Annotated in this window: 11 protein-coding genes; 2 read left to right on the top strand and 9 right to left on the bottom strand. The window is 48.4% G+C overall.

All coding sequences use genetic code 11. The features are described 5' to 3' along the window. The first annotated feature begins 92 nt into the window (after positions 1–92). Positions 93–2,279 (top strand): alpha-galactosidase, encoded by a 2,187-nt coding sequence (locus EWH91_RS02835; RefSeq protein WP_129928506.1) that lies wholly within the window; start codon positions 93–95, stop codon positions 2,277–2,279. A 172-nt stretch (positions 2,280–2,451) separates the two neighbouring features. On the opposite strand, the gene EWH91_RS02840 is transcribed toward EWH91_RS02835, so the two are convergent. The 3 genes from EWH91_RS02840 to helD all read right to left on the bottom strand — a co-directional run bounded on the left by EWH91_RS02840 (position 2,452) and on the right by helD (position 7,569). Continuing rightward, positions 2,452–4,296: an ABC-F family ATP-binding cassette domain-containing protein gene (locus EWH91_RS02840; RefSeq protein ID WP_483315817.1), complete on the bottom strand. Its 1,845-nt coding sequence runs from the start codon at positions 4,294–4,296 to the stop codon at positions 2,452–2,454. Positions 4,297–4,417: 121 nt separating this feature from the next. Next, positions 4,418–5,062, bottom strand: a complete 645-nt coding sequence (locus EWH91_RS02845) for a class A sortase (protein ID WP_129928622.1) — start codon at positions 5,060–5,062, stop codon at positions 4,418–4,420. Between the two features lie 176 nt (positions 5,063–5,238). Beyond that, positions 5,239–7,569, bottom strand: a complete 2,331-nt coding sequence (helD, locus tag EWH91_RS02850) for an RNA polymerase recycling motor HelD (RefSeq protein ID WP_129928508.1) — start codon at positions 7,567–7,569, stop codon at positions 5,239–5,241. Positions 7,570–8,013: 444 nt separating this feature from the next. Between helD and EWH91_RS02855 the strand changes: the two genes are divergently transcribed. Further along, entirely contained in the window at positions 8,014–8,403 is a 390-nt protein-coding gene (locus EWH91_RS02855) for a hypothetical protein (RefSeq protein ID WP_129928509.1), read from the top strand. Between the two features lie 58 nt (positions 8,404–8,461). Here the strand turns inward: EWH91_RS02855 and EWH91_RS02860 are convergent, their stop codons facing one another. The 6 genes from EWH91_RS02860 to EWH91_RS02885 form a co-directional block, all read right to left on the bottom strand. After that, entirely contained in the window at positions 8,462–8,791 is a 330-nt protein-coding gene (locus tag EWH91_RS02860) for a CHY zinc finger protein (RefSeq protein ID WP_129928510.1), read from the bottom strand. A gap of 102 nt (positions 8,792–8,893) precedes the next feature. After that, positions 8,894–10,690 (bottom strand): carbon starvation CstA family protein, encoded by a 1,797-nt coding sequence (locus EWH91_RS02865; RefSeq protein WP_129928511.1) that lies wholly within the window; start codon positions 10,688–10,690, stop codon positions 8,894–8,896. Between the two features lie 579 nt (positions 10,691–11,269). Further along, positions 11,270–11,761, bottom strand: a complete 492-nt coding sequence (gene ybaK / locus EWH91_RS02870; protein ID WP_129928512.1) for a Cys-tRNA(Pro) deacylase — start codon at positions 11,759–11,761, stop codon at positions 11,270–11,272. 998 nt (positions 11,762–12,759) lie between these two features. Further along, positions 12,760–14,103 carry an aspartate aminotransferase family protein gene (locus tag EWH91_RS02875; RefSeq protein WP_240697241.1) on the bottom strand — a complete coding sequence of 448 codons (1,344 nt, stop codon included), beginning with the start codon at positions 14,101–14,103 and terminating at the stop codon, positions 12,760–12,762. 32 nt (positions 14,104–14,135) lie between these two features. Beyond that, positions 14,136–15,605, bottom strand: a complete 1,470-nt coding sequence (locus EWH91_RS02880; RefSeq protein ID WP_129928513.1) for an APC family permease — start codon at positions 15,603–15,605, stop codon at positions 14,136–14,138. Between the two features lie 292 nt (positions 15,606–15,897). Next, a complete protein-coding gene (locus EWH91_RS02885; protein WP_240697242.1) occupies positions 15,898–16,926 on the bottom strand; it encodes a PTS sugar transporter subunit IIC in 1,029 nt (342 codons plus the stop codon). Positions 16,927–17,063 lie beyond the last annotated feature (137 nt).

Genomic DNA, 17,063 nt, shown 5'->3' on the forward strand with positions numbered 1-17,063 from the left:
ATCGACCTGTTTTTTTCAGTTAAGCGCTTAACATTCTATATTCATCATAATAATATTTAGAGAACAGTTCAAGAAAAATTGCGGGTGATCAAATGATCCAATACGATGGAGAAACCATGCGCTTTCATCTGCAGGGAAGAGGCAGCAGTTATGTTCTGCAGATTGTGAACGGCTGCCTGCTTCACCTGTACTGGGGAAGGAGATTACAGGCTGCCCGGGGAAGCAGCCCGATTGTTTTTACACCGCGTTCCTTTGCGCCCTATCATGATCCTGCACGTCGCGGATTCTCACTGAGCACACTGCCATTGGAATATCCGGTATACGGTAACGGTGATTTCAGACATCCGGCATATCAGGTACGGCTCAGAGACGGGTCCACCATAACCGATCTTCAGTACTGTTCACACCAGATCTATTGGGGAAAAAAGAAACTGCCCGGACTTCCGGCTACTTACGTGCAGGACGATCAGGAGGCAGAAACGCTGGAAATTACACTCAGGGACCCGGTATCGGGACTTGCCGCCATCTTGTCGTATACTGTCTTCCGCGACTACGACGCCATTGCCCGCTCTGTCCTTTTCCTCAATGAGAGCGAGGCACCCATGGATCTGCTTCGGGCATTAAGTGTGTGTCTGGATTTCCGCGACGACCGGTTCGACAGTCTGACTTTTTACGGAGGGCATACGTACGAACGCAATATCAATCGCCGGCCGCTCGCTCCCGGTAAGTGGATCGTGGACAGCGTGCGCGGGGCAAGCAGTCCGCAGCACGATCCGTTTTTCGCCCTGGTTCGCCCTGAGACGACAGAAGATCAGGGGGAGGCCTATGGATTCAGTCTGGTGTACAGTGGCAATTTTTCAGCCGAAATGGAAGTCGATTCCTACCATACCGTGCGGGCGTCACTTGGAATCAATCCCTTCGATTTCAGCTGGAGACTGGATCCCGGTGAATCCTTCCAGACGCCCGAAGCCGTTCTGGTGTATTCCGTCCGTGGCCTCGGCGGGATGTCGCGTACTTACCATGATCTTTACCGGTCGCGTCTTTCCCGCGGTACATTTCGTGATCAGATTCGACCGATCCTGATGAACAGCTGGGAAGCGATGTATTTTAAAGTAGATGAGGAAAAAATTCTGAAACTGGCTCAGGAAGCAGCTACGCTCGGTATTGAGCTTTTTGTGCTGGATGATGGCTGGTTCGGGCGCCGCGACAATGATCGCCGTTCTCTTGGGGACTGGACCGTTGACCGGCGCAAACTGCCGCACGGCCTCGCCTGGCTTTCAGCACGCATTCATCGGATGGGGCTGAAATTCGGTCTGTGGTTTGAGCCGGAAATGGTTTCCCCGGACAGCGAACTGTACCGGAAACACCCGGACTGGTGTCTGCATGTACCTGGACGCCCGAGATCATTGAGCCGCTATCAGCTTATTCTGGACCTGTCCCGGGAAGATGTGCGCGACGAACTGGTCCGTTCCGTGGCAGGCGTGCTCTCCGGAGCTGAGATTGATTATGTGAAATGGGACATGAACCGCCATATGACGGAAATTGGTTCGGCACGGCTCCCGCCCGAGAGGCAGCGCGAAACAGCGCATCGCTATATGCTGGGGTTGTATGCGATTCTCGAAAAGCTGACCGGACGCTTTCCGAATATCCTGTTTGAAAACTGCTCCAGCGGCGGCGGCCGTTTCGATCCCGGCATGCTGTACTACATGCCGCAGACCTGGGCGAGCGACAATACGGATGCGATCAGCCGTTTAAGCATTCAATACGGAACAAGCGTTGTCTATCCACCGATTACTACAGGCGCGCATGTCTCTTCCGTCCCCAATCACCAGGTTCGCCGGGTCACACCGCTCAGCACGCGGGGACTCGTCGCCATGTCGGGAAATCTTGGCTATGAACTGGATCTTGGCAGGCTATCTGATGCGGAGAAACTGGAGATTCGCAGACAGATAGTCTTTTATAAAGAAATCCGTCCACTGATTCAATTCGGAACTTTTTACCGGATTGTCAATCCCTTTGCGGAAAAGGACGCCGCCTGGTGCTTTGTCTCACCGGACCAAAAGCAGGCGGTCGGCTTCTACTTCCGGGTCATGGCCGACCCGTCTCACACACTCCGGGTTTTTCGGTTCAAAGGACTGGACCCAAAACTTTTCTATGAAAATATCGTCACCGGCGATGTTTTTGGCGGTGACGAACTGATGTCCTCCGGTTTGAACGTCCCTGATGAAAAGGGAGACTTCAAGAGTTATGTATGGCGATTCAGGAAAAAGGAAGGTTGAAGCTGCACGGTTAGGGCGGGCTGCGTCATCGAGAAAACGCCCCTTCGTGTGAAACAAAAACAAGACGCGAAGAGGCTTTTAAACAGATGAAAATCGTATCTGATTCACATCATGGTTTTAGAAACAAAACAATCTATGCCCTGTGTTCCGATGATAAAGCGACATGATTCCCTTACTCTTTTTCCAGTGCCTCAACTTTAATCGATAACTCTTCCCAGCGGTTCATGGCCTGATCAAGCTGCTTCTCAACTTCCTGCTGCTGCGCATAGAGTTCCTGCGCCCTGGCTGCATCACTGCCGGCGCCGGCAACTGCTTTTTTCAGCTCATCCGCCTTCTTTTCAAGCTCTGCGATCCGGTCCTCAATCCCGTTCCATTCCTGCTGTTCTTTCCAGGTCAGTTTTTTCTTTTTCTGCGCGGGCCGGGCAGGGGCGGGTTTCGCTTTTTCTCTGAAAGTCTCCGCGGCTCCCCGCTCTTTTTTACGTACTTTCACGTATTCCGTGTAATCCCCTTCGAACCGGCGAATCGAACCGTCCCCTTCGAAAGCGATCAGTCGGTCAGCAATGCGGTCAAGAAAATAACGGTCGTGGGATACGGCAAGAATTGTCCCCGGAAACTGGAGCAGATAATCTTCCAGCACCGTCAGTGTTTCCGTATCCAGATCATTAGTCGGTTCATCCAGAAACAGGACGTTTGGCTCAGACATCAGCACACGCAAAAGATAAAGGCGTTTGCGCTCACCACCGGAAAGTTTGCGGATGAATGTATGCTGACGCGGGCGAGAAAAGAGAAAGCGTTCCAGCATCTGCGCCGCAGTGATCTGCTGTCCGTCAGCAGTGCGCAGAACCTGCGCCACCTCTTTTATATAATCAATCACGGTCAGGTCTTGATTCATCTCCGCATGATTCTGAGTATAATAGCCGATTTTCACGGTCTGGCCGATGTCGACCGTTCCGGCATCCGGCTTCTCCCGTCCGGCGAGCAGATTCAGCAGGGTCGTCTTGCCGCTTCCGTTCGGACCGATGATGCCCAGGCGTTCGCCAGGCGTAACGAGCAGATTAAAATCATGGAAAAGAGTGCGGCCGTCGAATGATTTTGTCAGTTTTTTAGCCTCTATGACCTTTTTACCGAGCCTTGCTGATCCAATAGACAGATCTACATGCTGCTTCTGTTCCGGCCCTTTTTCTTCCTGCATCTGATGGACGCGTTCGACGCGCGCTTTCTGCTTGGTCGAGCGTGCTTTCGCCCCGCGCTGCAGCCAGGCAAGTTCGCGGCGCAGCTGGTTCTGGTGCTTTGCTTCATCTATTGAAGCCTGCTCCTCACGTTCTGCCTTCTTCTCCAGAAAAAGCTCGTAATTTCCTTCATATATATAGAGTTTGCCATGATCCAGCTCAAAAATGCGCTTCGTCACGCGGTTAAGAAAATAACGGTCGTGGGTCACCATCAGAAGGGCGCCGGGATACCGGGTCAATTCTTCTTCGAGCCAGTCGATCGTATCATTATCCAGATGGTTAGTCGGCTCATCAAGAATCAGCAGATCCGCAGGCTGGATCAGCGTCCGTGCCAGAGCCACACGTTTCTTCTGTCCGCCCGACAGTTCAGCCGCCGGTTTCTGAAAATCAGTGATACCCAGGCGGGTGAGTATATGTTTTGCTGAAGCTTCCGCCTCCCATGCCCCCGCCGCATCCATCTTCTGCTGCTCCATCAATAATTTTTCCTGCAGTGACGGATTGTCAGGATTTCCGGCCAGACTGGCGAGTGCCCGTTCGTAATGGCGCAGCGTCACCATAATGGGGGACGCGCCGCCATAAATATAATCGATTGCCGTTACGCCAGGTTCAAATGCAGGCGACTGCGTCAGATACGCCAGGTGAAACCTGTTAGCATGGCGTATCGTCCCTGCTTCAGCAGAATCCACGCCGGCGATCACATTCAGCAGCGTTGATTTGCCTGTTCCGTTCACGCCAATCAGGCCGATCCGTTCGCCTTCTGAGATAGAAAAAGAGATATGATCAAACAGCGTCTGATCACCATACGTTTTATATAAGTTTTCCACATCGAGAATACTCAAATGCAATCATCCTGTTCTGAATTTCTGATCTACTGAAAAAAACAGACTTCCGAAACCTGCCAAAACATGCCTATCCATTATGCGGCGTCACGCGTATCAATTTTCCCTGGACGACCAGCCATCTGTCGGTTTGCGTTGTCCGGTCACAGGTGATCAGTGTCATTCTCTTCTCCCGAGTCTCATGGATCACCTTCACCTTCGATTCCTCGTCAGAAATCGTACGATGCGACGTGACTTTATACACATAGTCATTTTTCAGATCGGTCATCACGACCAGTGCTCCATTTTTTATCTGGAGCAGCGGACCGAAAAGCAGGCTTTGCCGACGCATATGGTGCCCGGCCAGGGGATAGTTACCTTCACCCATCTTCTGATCAGGCCGCATCGTTGTCGCCCCGACGAGCAGATTGGTACTGGTTGTCCCTTTTAAAATCGGCAAATTGATTCCGACACTGTCGACCCGAATCTGACCAATAACTGCTTTGGAGTTGGCGTTCATCCCCGCTTTAACCGTTTCATAAAAAGTCGGATGCTGAATTTTGCTGAAGTCAAAGCTGGCATCCCGCTGATTATTTTTATTTAACTGATCAGCCGACATCTGTTCTGCATCAAAATAGGAGGACAGGATGCTGATTAACCCCACTTTCAGAAATGGAGAAGTGATCAGAAGACCACCGGCTACGATTAATATAATAATGAAGAACCTTCGCCACATCATCAACCCGCCTTTTAAAAAAGCCCCTGATCAAATCTTACCATGATCAGGGGCCAAATGTTATTTATTATGAGGAATGGATTCGTTTTTGTCCGTTCTTTCTCTTTATTCCTGAGTACATCGCCCGGGCTCCGCCAATCAGGGATAGAGCAACCCCAGTCCGCCCGGCCGGCCGCTTACTCCCGAATAATCCGGCGGACAAAATGTTCCTCAGAGACATGGCTCAAAAACGGCGTCTCTCTCCCTGAACACAGCAGGACCAGCTCATGCATCGCCCGGGTGCAGGCGGTATAGAAAACGGTCCGCTCATTTTCCCGGTGAAAATTCTCCGCTGATGCATCATAAATGATCGCCGCGTCAAACTCGATGCCTTTTGCAAGATAAGCCGGAATGATAATGAACCCCTTCTCAAACTGATAGGTCGCCTGAGTGACCAGCCGGACATCGGTCCGAGGTTCAAGCAGATCATAAGCTTCGCGGCATTCCTTCATCGTCTTGCCGATCAGGGCAATACTTTCAAACCCTTCTGCCCGCAAAGCATCAATTTTCCTGAGCACCGTTTCCCTCTTAAGGTGTTCAGGAAGCCGAATCAGTTCCGGAAGCTTTCCACTCCGCTCAAATGGTTCGATTCGTTCACCGCCCGGAACAATATCACGGGCAAATTCCATAATTTCTTTTGTCGAACGGTAACTGCGCAGAAGCTTCAGCTTTCGCACTTCCTCTGCAGGATACAGCTTCTCCGATAACATCGTTTCTCCCGCAAAGCTCTGGGTATAAACTGCCTGATTCATATCGCCGAGAATGGTCATACTGGCGTGCGGGAAGGCCGCCTGCAGATAAGCGAGCTGAACAGGTGAGTAGTCCTGCGCCTCATCAATGATCAGATGTCGGATCTCATGATTACCCTTTCGTCCCTGTACTTTTTCCTTCAGATACAGGTAAGGTACAGCATCTTCCCACGGGCAGTCGCCCTCCTCAAAACGCATCCTCGTCTGGCGGCAGATCTCCTTCCAGTGTTCAGGAACACGCCCCTTTTCCTGCTTTCGATAGAAAATTTCTGAATAGATCTTCTGGCTGTTCACAAAATCCAGCCGTTTTACCCATCTGCGGATGGGTTTAATTCGCCGGTTCATAACGATTTTGCGCAGCATCGCTTCTTCACGGTCATAGTCGTCAAATGTATCCTCACTAAACTGCTTCTTCTGCTGCAGTTTCTCAAAGACTTGTGCATAATCCGCTTTATCCAGTAATCCGCCTTCTTCAAGGACCCAGTCTTTTCTGCGCTCTTTTTTAGCGAAGACATTAACCCGGCGAAGCAGCCAGTCCCGTACATCTTCAAGACGGTTTAAGATTGCCGTATCATGCGGCAGAGCGTAAAAATAGCGCCGGATGTCCTCTCCGGAAACAATCACCTGATTGCGAAACATGACATCGCGGAAAATCATTCCATCGCTTTTGAGTGTTTCCAGCCACTGATCAATCAGCGCCGTGTAAGCCGGTGAGGCTTTAAAGCGAATACCCTCCGTCTTGACGCGGCTCGCCTGACCGTCTTCCATTGTCATACAGGACTCCGTCTGGTCAAATGGATTTTCCATCTGCAGATCGCGTCCGATCCGATCCTGAATAAAATCTTTGAACGTGGTCTGTACCACATTTTCTTCTCCGAGTTCAGGGAGTACATTGGAAATAAAGCTCGTAAAAAGCGGATTAGGTGAAAATAATAGCATGTTATCGGAACGCAGCGTTTTACGGTTACGGTACAGAAGGAAAGCAACCCTTTGCAGTGCAGCCGATGTTTTTCCGCTTCCCGCTGCGCCCTGGACGATCAGATAACGATCCTGTTCATTGCGTATGATCTGATTCTGCTCTTTCTGTATCGTCGCCACAATCGTCTTCATATGGGAGGAGGCGCGACTGCCGAGCAGTGTCTGAAGCAGCGTATCGCCAATCGTCAGGCCAGTATCAAACATCCCTTTGATCCGGCCATTATGAATAATAAACTGACGCTTCAGTTCCATCTTTCCTTTGATTTCACCATCAAGCGACTGATAGTGAGCCGGACCCGGCGCATAATCATAATACATACTGGATATTGGCGCCCGCCAGTCATAAATCAGAAAGTCCTCATCACGTCCATCCATGAGCGACCCCATACCGATATACAGGGATTCTGTCTTTTCTTCACCTTCTTCATGAAAATCGATCCTTCCGAAGTAGGGAGATTCCTGGAGCCGGTATAACGTCTTCAGCTGGCGGGTCATCTGACCGTGGCGTCGTTCACGTTCTGACAGCAGCTCGGCCTGCTGCTTGATGCTGGCCTGCGTTTCATACACATCATCTGTTTCATCCAGATTGACCGTGACATCTTCAAAAAAATTCTTCCGGATATCAACAATCCCGTGGGTAACCTGTTCTTTGTTTCCAGTGATTTTTGAAATCTTCTCTCCGATGACGTCGCGCACTTCATTGACCCGGTTCTGTTCTCTTTTCTGCTCATCCTGCCCCATTTCATGACACCTCTTTATTATATATATCATCTTCTGTTTTTTTATTTTCTACTTGACATATTAATGTATTTGTGTTATGTTAAAAATTGGTCTGGCTAATCGATCAGTTAACTTTCAATTTTTTTCACTATAACACGATCAGCCGGAACTTTCAACGCATTCAGGTCCGCACACCCCGAAGAAGGGGCAGAATCATACTTTAACAGCATGATTATCATAATAAAGATACATTTTACAGGAAACGTAAAATGAGCTACTCTAGAATCAGACACAATTGAGATACATTTATTTGACCCTCAAACGCTTAATCAAACGATGAATACTTGACTTCACAAAAATTTTAAATAAAGGATATTGCCTGAGGCATTGCCTTTGGCTCATACTATGATTAACAGATCATGTCTGTTCGATACGGATGATGACTGACAGAAAGGGGAGCGCCAAATGAAAACAATCAGCAGTATACAGGAGCTCAGAGATGCTGAGGTCGACGTTGACAAGTTTAAGGATCATTATCCTAATACGTACTACCGTCTGCTCCATCTGGTGAATTTCACCCGCCAGCTGCAGTTTAAATACGAATATCTTTGTGGCCTGATTCGGGGTAATGACCAATACGCCGAGCATTTTGCCCCTCACTTTGTTCAGCGATCGATCATTGATCTATATAAAAGTGAAATTGAAAAAATCCACAAACACCCTGAAGGACTTGCGGCACTCGAAAAAGTGATGGATGCCCATCGTGAGATTGGCTACGAAAACTTCTGTTTGCTCGTACGGGGAAAGACGCCTGAAGAGATCAAAGGCCTTTACGGAATCAGAAGATATGTATAATCGTATAATCAATAGAACCCTTCGATGGAGGGCTTCTTTTTTTCTAAGATAAGCCCTGTCATTCCATTTCAAAATATAACGGATAATGAAGGGCACATCCAGGATTAAATGCGGCTCCGCAGGAAGGACAATGTGCCTGACAGCCCAGATACTCGCGGATCGTCATCTCGTATTTACAGGAGCCGCACATGACGGCATGTTGATCAAACGACTCAGGCGGCCAGGGCTGCGCTTTATGACCCGCCAGTTCCTCATGGCACGAGTAACATGAATAATATTCACCACAGCATTTGAATTTAATGGCCACAATATCGAGCAGTGAATGATAATGCCTGCAGCGTGTTTCGTTGTCTGTGTTCACCCCATGGACCTGAATCTGTTCAGCCAAACCGCCCGCTTCCTTTCCCGGGTTTTCACCCTATATTATTGTAACGCAAACAGCAAAAAAGCGGGACACCCATCCGGGCACCCCACTTTTTTCTCTTCTTTTTCAGCCGGCCGTTGCTTTATCTGCCTGAAGGCGCGGCCCACGCCACATCTCCAGCCATTTTTTTACCGCTGTAATCATGATCACAAGTCCGAGAATGAGCATGATGATTGACAGTACCGCATTGAGTACGTTGAATCCGGCCGCCTCGGGATTTAGATAAACATTGGTGATCATCCAGTAGCCGGCTACGTTAACCGTGACATACAGATAAGCGAGCGGAATCAGACAGGTCAGCATATAGCGCCGTTTCGTTGCAATTTTCAGGACGAATGTGCCGCCGACAATCAGACCGATTGAGGCCATCAGCTGATTGGATACGCCGAACAGGACCCAGATCGACCCGATATCTCCCGAATAGACCAGATAACCCCAGAAAAGACAAGCGAGCAAACTGGCAAAAATGGAGCCCGGAAGCCAGTTCACATTTTTCAGTGGTTTATAAAATTCACCGAAGAAGTCCTGAATCAGATAACGTGCTACACGCGTTCCCGCATCGATGGCAGTAAGAATAAATACGGCCTCGAACAGAATCACAAACTGGAAGAAGTATGGCGCAAGATGACTGAACCACTGAATACTGGTAAAAATATAGGTCATACCGACAGCAAGCGTGACTGCGCCGCCGGTACGCCCCTCCAGCGCGAGACCAATCTCCTGATTCAGCTGCGGAAGGTTGACCACATTCATGCCCAGTGATTGGAATACCTCAGGCGCTGAATTGATGGCGAAATAGTCTGCAGGATGCAAGGCGGTCGCAGCAATCAAAGCCATGACACCTACCAGACATTCAACCAGCATAGCACCAAAACCGACCATTTTGATATCCGTCCAGCGATCAAGCATCTTTGGCGTGGTTCCGGAACTGATGAAGGCGTGAAATCCGGAAATCGCACCACATGCGATCGTGATCGAAATAAACGGCCAGACAGGACCGCCGATGACCGGACCGCCACCTCCGGTAAATTCAGTCAGGGCAGGCATGCGGATGAGCGGATTAATCATAAAAACACCGATAATAAGTGCAGCAAACACACCAATTTTCATAAATGAGCTTAAATAATCACGCGGAGTAAGAAGCAGCCAGACCGGGAGTGCCGCAGCGAAAAAGGCGTACACCGGCAGAATAATGGACAGCGTCTGCGTGTCCAGTGTCAGGAAATGCCCGAGTGCTGTGTCCTGAATATATGGTCCGACAAAAACGGCAAGCATAATTAGAAGAAAGCCGACCGTTGATGCGATCTTCAGATTACCCGTTTTTCGATAATAAAGACCGACGCCCATCGCGATCGGGATGGTCATGGCGACAGTGAACGTCCCCCATGGATTACGAGTCAGGGCATTCAATACAACCATGGACAGACCGGCCATCGTGATCGTGATGATGAACAGCATCGCCAGTCCCGTACAAAACCCGGCGACAGGACCCATTTCCGTTTTCGCCACTTTCGACAGCGATTTCCCCTGATGGCGCATCGAAGCGTACAAAACAACCATGTCGTGCACCGCACCGCCGATCACTGCTCCGATCAGCAGCCATAACAGTCCCGGCAGATAACCGAACTGAGCGGCCAGAACCGGTCCAACAAGAGGACCCGCTGCCGCAATAGCCGCAAAGTGATGCCCGAAGACAACCCAGCGGTTGGTGGGCACATAGTCTTTACCGTCCGCAAGGGCATGTGCCGGCGTCATGGTCCTGTCGTTCAGGCGCAGGACTCTGTTTGCCATAAACACCCCATACAGACGATAAGCGATTGCCAGAATACAGATCGATCCAATAACGATAGTTATCGCATTCATTGACTCTCCTCTTTTCTTTTGGCTCTGCTTTGAATGATTGAGTACGTGCTGATCAGTTGCAGGTGTTGTTCTCCACTGATATCCCTGAATATCATCATTTAAAGGAGCAGAGCTTTTTCATTTTACTTTTCAGAAAGTATAAAGTTTTAAATAAAAAACATTAGAAAAATGAAGCTTCCGGCGGCGTCTGCGACTTGCCAGTACACAGGCTTTTCTTCATCATTACAGTAAGATCCGCCGGGACATGTTATATAACTATTTAATTTGTTATATAACAGTTCCTGTATGCATTCAGCGGCACCCCTCCCCTGTATGGCGTCATGTCTTCATTATTCGTTAAGCAAACTGTTCCATTTGTCACACTTATGTCACATTTATTATTTTATCATGTATACGCTTTCACTTGCATCTTTTAAATGATGTATTTAAGTTATGGCACCCTGTTGAATGTATGATGTCAGAAGTATAAGCATCAGAAATCCGGACGTAAAAAACCGTCTCCGATTTGTTACAGGGACGGTTATTCTCGCGGGCCTATCGCCCATTCATCGGCAAAACAGATAGCCGGATACACTTCACTTATTCACTTTTAACAATATGATGGTATGAACCATGGGTGGCTTTCAAAAGATCAGCCGGCAGAAGGATGATCTGCGTCCCTTTTTTTCCGCCGCTGACGGCAATATGATCCATGGCTTCGGCGGAAGCGTCAATAATGGTCGGATAGGCTTTTTTCATACCGACCGGTGAACAGCCGCCGCGGACATAGCCTGTATACTTTTCAATATCCTTCACATGAATCATTTCAATCTTCTTTTCACCAACACTCACAGCCGCTTTCTTCAGATCCAGTTCAGCTGCTACGGGAACGACAAAGACATACAGCTCACCGCTGTGCCCCTGAGTGACCAGTGTCTTATAGACATTTTTCGGGTCCTCTCCGCATTTTTTCGCAACTGAAATACCATCGATCAAACCATCACTGATATCATAGGTTTCAATACGATAGTCAATGTGTTCGGTATCTAACAGGCGCATAGCATTCGTTTTTTTGGTTCTTTTTTTTGCCATGTTTTAAGCCTCTCTTTCTTTAGCCCGACCTCAACCCGGGGTAGTGATCGATCCCATTTTCTCTATACGTATTATCATAGCACATCCGGCAAATCCACCACAGATTCATGCAAATGGAGCCTTTTACGATGTTGATTTTTTTCGTCACGCTAATCTAAGCGGCGCAGCTTTTCCAGATGGTCTACTATTTGCCTTCTGATTCGGTGGGATTTTTTCATGATTTTTACAGTGAACCGCAAATGGGCTGAAAAAAGGCAGACGAGTCCCCGGTTTTTTAAATAGCTGATGCGCCAGGGTTAGCCGCATGTGAATCACTTTTCAGACGGTAACCCCTTTTTATTTTTTCCGGTTGCTTTTCTTTGATACGTCCCAGGGTCATCGCCAGCATCATGCAGAGAGCGAGCCCTGCAGCGGATATACCTTTTTTTCGTCACTCACTAACGATACGGTTCACCGTGACGCGGCAAATAGTAAAATAAGCGGAGATCTTTCGGTTAGAGGCAGAACGGAAATCTTTCCGGGGGTATATAAGGGAAGGTTTTCCGCTTATGCCAGGCAAAAAGCTCCATTTTCCCGTTTTTTCAGTCAACAGGCGGAATCTCTCTGCCTATTCCAGCAATTCGTGAATTTAATGACTCAGTAAGCGGAATTTTTCCGCCTATTCATCGGATCAGGTGCTTAGCCGGATCCCCAACCGATAAAAGCGGATCCCAGGTCACTTTCCTCCTGTATTTTTCAGATGGGGGGTAAATCGTCTCTGAATTTTGACCTTACGACGGCAGATTCGCCCTCTGTTTCGGGAAAAAATAATTTCAGAAGGCCTTATCATCCCTTTTGACATCGCAATGAGCGCTAATGGCAAAAAAAGGGATGTCCACCATCAGGCAGACATCCCTTACCCCCCTATATTCTTCTCTCTGTGTAACAGACTCCGGCATCGCAAAAAGAGAATGATCTGCCACTGGCTTCATCTAGATTTGTCTGCCTTTTACTGCCTTTTACCAGCCAATCTTTCCTGTATCTGTCGGCATTTCTACAGAACCGTTCTCCACGGCCGTGAACGCATCGTCCAACACCTGTAGAGCCTGATTCAACTGTTCTCTGCTGATTACTAAAGGTGGCTGAAATCTTAATATATTTCCAACAAGCGTGATGATGACCACTCCATGATCAAAAGCATAGTAGATGACTTTTGTCGCAGCATCATTGTCCGGCTCTTTAGTCTCCGGATCCTTAACCAGTTCGATGCCCCCATTCAGTCCCCACATGCGAATATCGCCAATCATTGGATGCCTGGTTTGCATTTCTTTAAATCTTTGTTTGACGTACTCGCCATCTTCAGCAGATTTTTCAACCAGATGTTCATCTTTAATGACATCCAGGGTTGCTAATGCAGCTGCTGCACAAACCGGGTTGCCGGAAGTGGTAAATAGATGAGCCGGAGCATCCAGACTCTCCATAACCTCCTTTTTGCCAACAATAGCACTCAGGGGAAGCCCGGAAGCCAGTGATTTACCCACCGACATTAAGTCGGGTTCAATGTCTTTGTACTGCTGAATGCCCCACATTTTTCCTGTTCTCCCGAGTCCCTGATTCACTTCATCGACAGCAAACAGGATTCCGTGATCATGACAGAATTTATAAACGAGCTGCATATATTCTTCGGGAGCTTTAACGATTCCGCCATCGCCCTGAACAGGTTCAATCAGGACACAGGCCGTTTCATCGGCCGGGAGAAATGACTCAAAGGGACGTTTAAAGCCATCAAAATACCGCATCGCCACATCATGTTCACTTTCGCCTGGATAACGGCGGTAAAGATCCGGATAGGGAACGTGAACCACACCCGGCAGCATCGGCCCCATTTTTCTGGTCATATTTAAACTGGTTCCTGATAATGTTTGCGAACCATAGGTCGAGCCATGATATGACCCCATATAGGACACGATATACTGTCGACCCGTGTATGCACGGGCAAATTTGATAATGGCATCATTTGCATCGGAACCTGAATTACCAAAGCTGACCATTTTTGGCGAATTGCCGGGGGCAACCTCAGCTAATCTCTTCGATAACTCGATCTCAGGAACATGATGAAAATAGGCCGGCGTGTAGTGGATCAACTTTTTCGCCTGATCTGTGATTGCCCTGACCACTTTTTCGTGAGTGTGGCCAACGTTAACGGCCGACGCACTGGCTAAGAGATCAATATACTTATTGCCGCTGACATCCACTAATGTGGCTCCGTGGGCATGATCAATCACCAGATTATAGTAATTGATTCGCGCGGAACGGGCATAATATTTGTTTTCCTCATCAATTAATTCAGATGCTTTTTCCAGATTACTCAGCAAATGCATTAAATCACCGATTCTTAATAGTCTTTAATCAGTTTTCGTTCCTGTTCCTTTTGCCTGTCAGTTGTTGCCGTTGAATGGTTCATTCCATAAGCAAAATAAATAATCATTCCTAAAACGAACCAGAGAAGTGCGTAAGTTTTCGCTTGTACATCAAGTCCCCAGAATACGGCCAGAGATCCTAAAAATCCAAGAGCCGGAAGAACCGGATAGAATGGCATCCGAAAACCGGGTACAGGAATATCCTTACCTTCACGGGGACGAAGCGCATAGACACCAACCGAAACGAACATAAATGCGATCAACGTACCGGCGGAAATCAGTTGAGCCAGGAAGGTGAATGGGAAGAACGCGCCCAGCAGGATACCGACAATGGTCAATACAACGAGTGTTCGATTTGGTAAATTATGGCTCAATTTTCCAAGCCATTTTGGCAGTAACCCGTCACGGCCAAAGGAGTAAATTAATCGTGAACCGGCAAGCATCATGCCAATTAAGGCCGTAAACATACCCACAACGGCAACGGCCTGAACAACCGCAGCAACAATTTCATGGCCACTTTGACGGAGTGCCCAGCCAACGGGTTCAGCGTTGTTGGCATAGTCTGTATAGCGGAACATGCCGACAAGAACTAAAGCAACGGCAACGAAGAGGACGACGGCAATAGCGAGCGAGCCTAAAATCCCCCGCGGCATCGTCTTTTGCGGATTCTTTGCTTCTGCCGAGTTTGCCGCAATCGAGTCAAAGCCGATGTATGCCAGGAAGATGACGGAAACCCCGGCATAAATTCCCTGCCATCCACCGAATGCAGAGCCATCAGGGTTGACATGATAATCTGGAATAAAGGGTACATAGTTCTCCAGATGAATAGCCGTTGCACCCACAGCAACGAAAACCAGGATGGCGATAACTTTCAAAACAACCAGTGTGTTTTCAACACGGGCGGTCTGCGATGCACCCATTGAAAGCAGGGCAGCAACGAGGAGAATAGCAATGATGGCGATCAAATCCATGAAGCCGCCGTTCGTACCCGTTGAGGCAGCGGAAAGACCGGTTGGTAACTTAATTCCTAATGGCGATATCAGGCCCTGGAAGTTCGCCGATAATCCGGAGGCAACGAACGCCACGGCAATAAAATATTCAGCGAGCAGCGCCCAACCTGCGATCCAGCCCCAGAATTCACCAAAAACAATGTTAATCCATGAGTATGCTGAACCTGCAAACGGCATCGCTGCAGCCATTTCGGCGTAGGCAAAAGCAACCATCCCGGCAACGATTGCTGCAGCTAAGAAAGATAACGCAACGGCCGGGCCGGCATGTTCGGCAGCAGCAATTCCCGGTAAGGTAAAAATAGATGTGGAAACAATGGTACCCACACCCAGAGCCAGGAAGTCTTTTGTTGTCAGACTTCGAATAAGGTGAGAGTCCTTGTCCTGATAGACGCGCGGATCCTCTTTACGAAACATTTTTTCTCTAATACTGCTCATTCATTTCACTCCAACTAATTAAACGTTTTATGATTCAAAACAAATTTTCACTCCATAATCAGGGTGAAAACCCTGTTTTTACTGGTAAGACAAATTTGATGAGGTCACCAGCCATACCCCTTATTCTCATATCTCTCTTTTTATCTCTGAATATTTTGTCTTTTTAACTGCAGTCCTGTAAATAGCCGTACAATTGCTTCATCCAGTCTGTCTCTGTATCAATCAGTCGGACTGCCATTTTTTTATTCTGTGCTATCCTTTATTCTTTCTCTCTTTAGTAGATTTCATACCGTTACTGTACTTCAAGGTGCAGATCATTCTGTTTAACCCAGCCAGCCACTTTGATCGCATGATACAGAAGGATCGTGATGACTGCCGGAATGAGGATACCTGCAACGATAAAGACCATTAATCCTCTGACGCCCTGAGTGGCAAGGATATTCAGCGGAGCGATCAGTGAACTGAGTCCCAGTCCGCCAAGTTCATAAGGTACCTTGAAGTTGAGCATCATGGTGGCGATAGGTGCGCTGACAACAGCAGCGACAAAAGGTGGAATGATCAGTTTCGGATTTTTAACAAGATTCGGGAATTGAACTTTTGGTGTGACAAGTGCCTGAGCGAAAAATCCGCCGAAATCATTTTCCCTGAATGACATCACCGTGAAGCCGACAAATTGTACTGTGCAGCCGATCAGTGCGGCGGCAGCGGAAGTAGAGTCAAGTTGCAGGGCAATCGCAAGGGCTGCTGATGAAGCCGGGGACATCAGGAAGATGCTCCATACAAGTGAAATAACCATTGAAGCAATCAGTGGTGAGCCCTGGACAGAATTGGTGATCTGTCCGCTGACCCAATTCAGTGACGGGGTGACAACCGCGGCGAGGCCGACACCACAGATGCCGCCGACCAGCATGGAGAAGAAGGGAATGGCCATGATATCAAATTTCGTTTTGCCTGTTACTTTTTTACCAACATAAACAGCGATTGCAGCTGCCATCACCCCACTGACCGGCTGACCAGTCGTAATGACAAACTGCTGTGGTGCCGTTGATACCAGGTGGATGGCATTGGATCCAACTGCCGCACAGGCCATCGCTGAGAAAAGAGTCAGTGTATTGCTCTTCAGCGCATAAGCAACACCGGCGCCAAGTGCCGGGGCGAGCAGCACTTTCGCTGCACCGCCAATCGTTTCAAACGGGGCAAATCCTGAGAACTTCGCCATCGTTTCAAACAGGAGACCCACACCAAGTGTAACCAGGATGGCGTAGGCGATCCCGCCGGATACGGCGTACATTCGATCCATAAAATAGTCTTTAAAACTCATTTCCCTCGCAGGCTCTTTCTTTTTTGATCCCGCTGTCCTTTCTGCTGTTTCTGATTTCGTTTGTTTAGCATCCTTCATCCTTTTTCTCTCCCTGATATTTTCTATTTTTTTGAATATTCAATCTTAGGGGTTGCCTT

Source organism: Sporolactobacillus sp. THM19-2, assembly GCF_004153195.1.
Taxonomy (GTDB): domain Bacteria; phylum Bacillota; class Bacilli; order Bacillales; family Sporolactobacillaceae; genus Sporolactobacillus.

Excerpts from the sequence above, each read along its gene's own strand:
- EWH91_RS02835 (WP_129928506.1), top strand. The coding sequence starts at position 93 with ATGATCCAATACGATGGAGAAACCATGCGCTTTCATCTGCAGGGAAGA.
- EWH91_RS02845 (WP_129928622.1), bottom strand. The coding sequence starts at position 5,062 with ATGTGGCGAAGGTTCTTCATTATTATATTAATCGTAGCCGGTGGTCTT.
- helD (WP_129928508.1), bottom strand. The coding sequence starts at position 7,569 with ATGGGGCAGGATGAGCAGAAAAGAGAACAGAACCGGGTCAATGAAGTG.
- EWH91_RS02855 (WP_129928509.1), top strand. The coding sequence starts at position 8,014 with ATGAAAACAATCAGCAGTATACAGGAGCTCAGAGATGCTGAGGTCGAC.
- EWH91_RS02865 (WP_129928511.1), bottom strand. The coding sequence starts at position 10,690 with ATGAATGCGATAACTATCGTTATTGGATCGATCTGTATTCTGGCAATC.
- ybaK (WP_129928512.1), bottom strand. The coding sequence starts at position 11,761 with ATGGCAAAAAAAAGAACCAAAAAAACGAATGCTATGCGCCTGTTAGAT.
- EWH91_RS02880 (WP_129928513.1), bottom strand. The coding sequence starts at position 15,605 with ATGAGCAGTATTAGAGAAAAAATGTTTCGTAAAGAGGATCCGCGCGTC.
- EWH91_RS02885 (WP_240697242.1), bottom strand. The coding sequence starts at position 16,926 with ATGAGTTTTAAAGACTATTTTATGGATCGAATGTACGCCGTATCCGGC.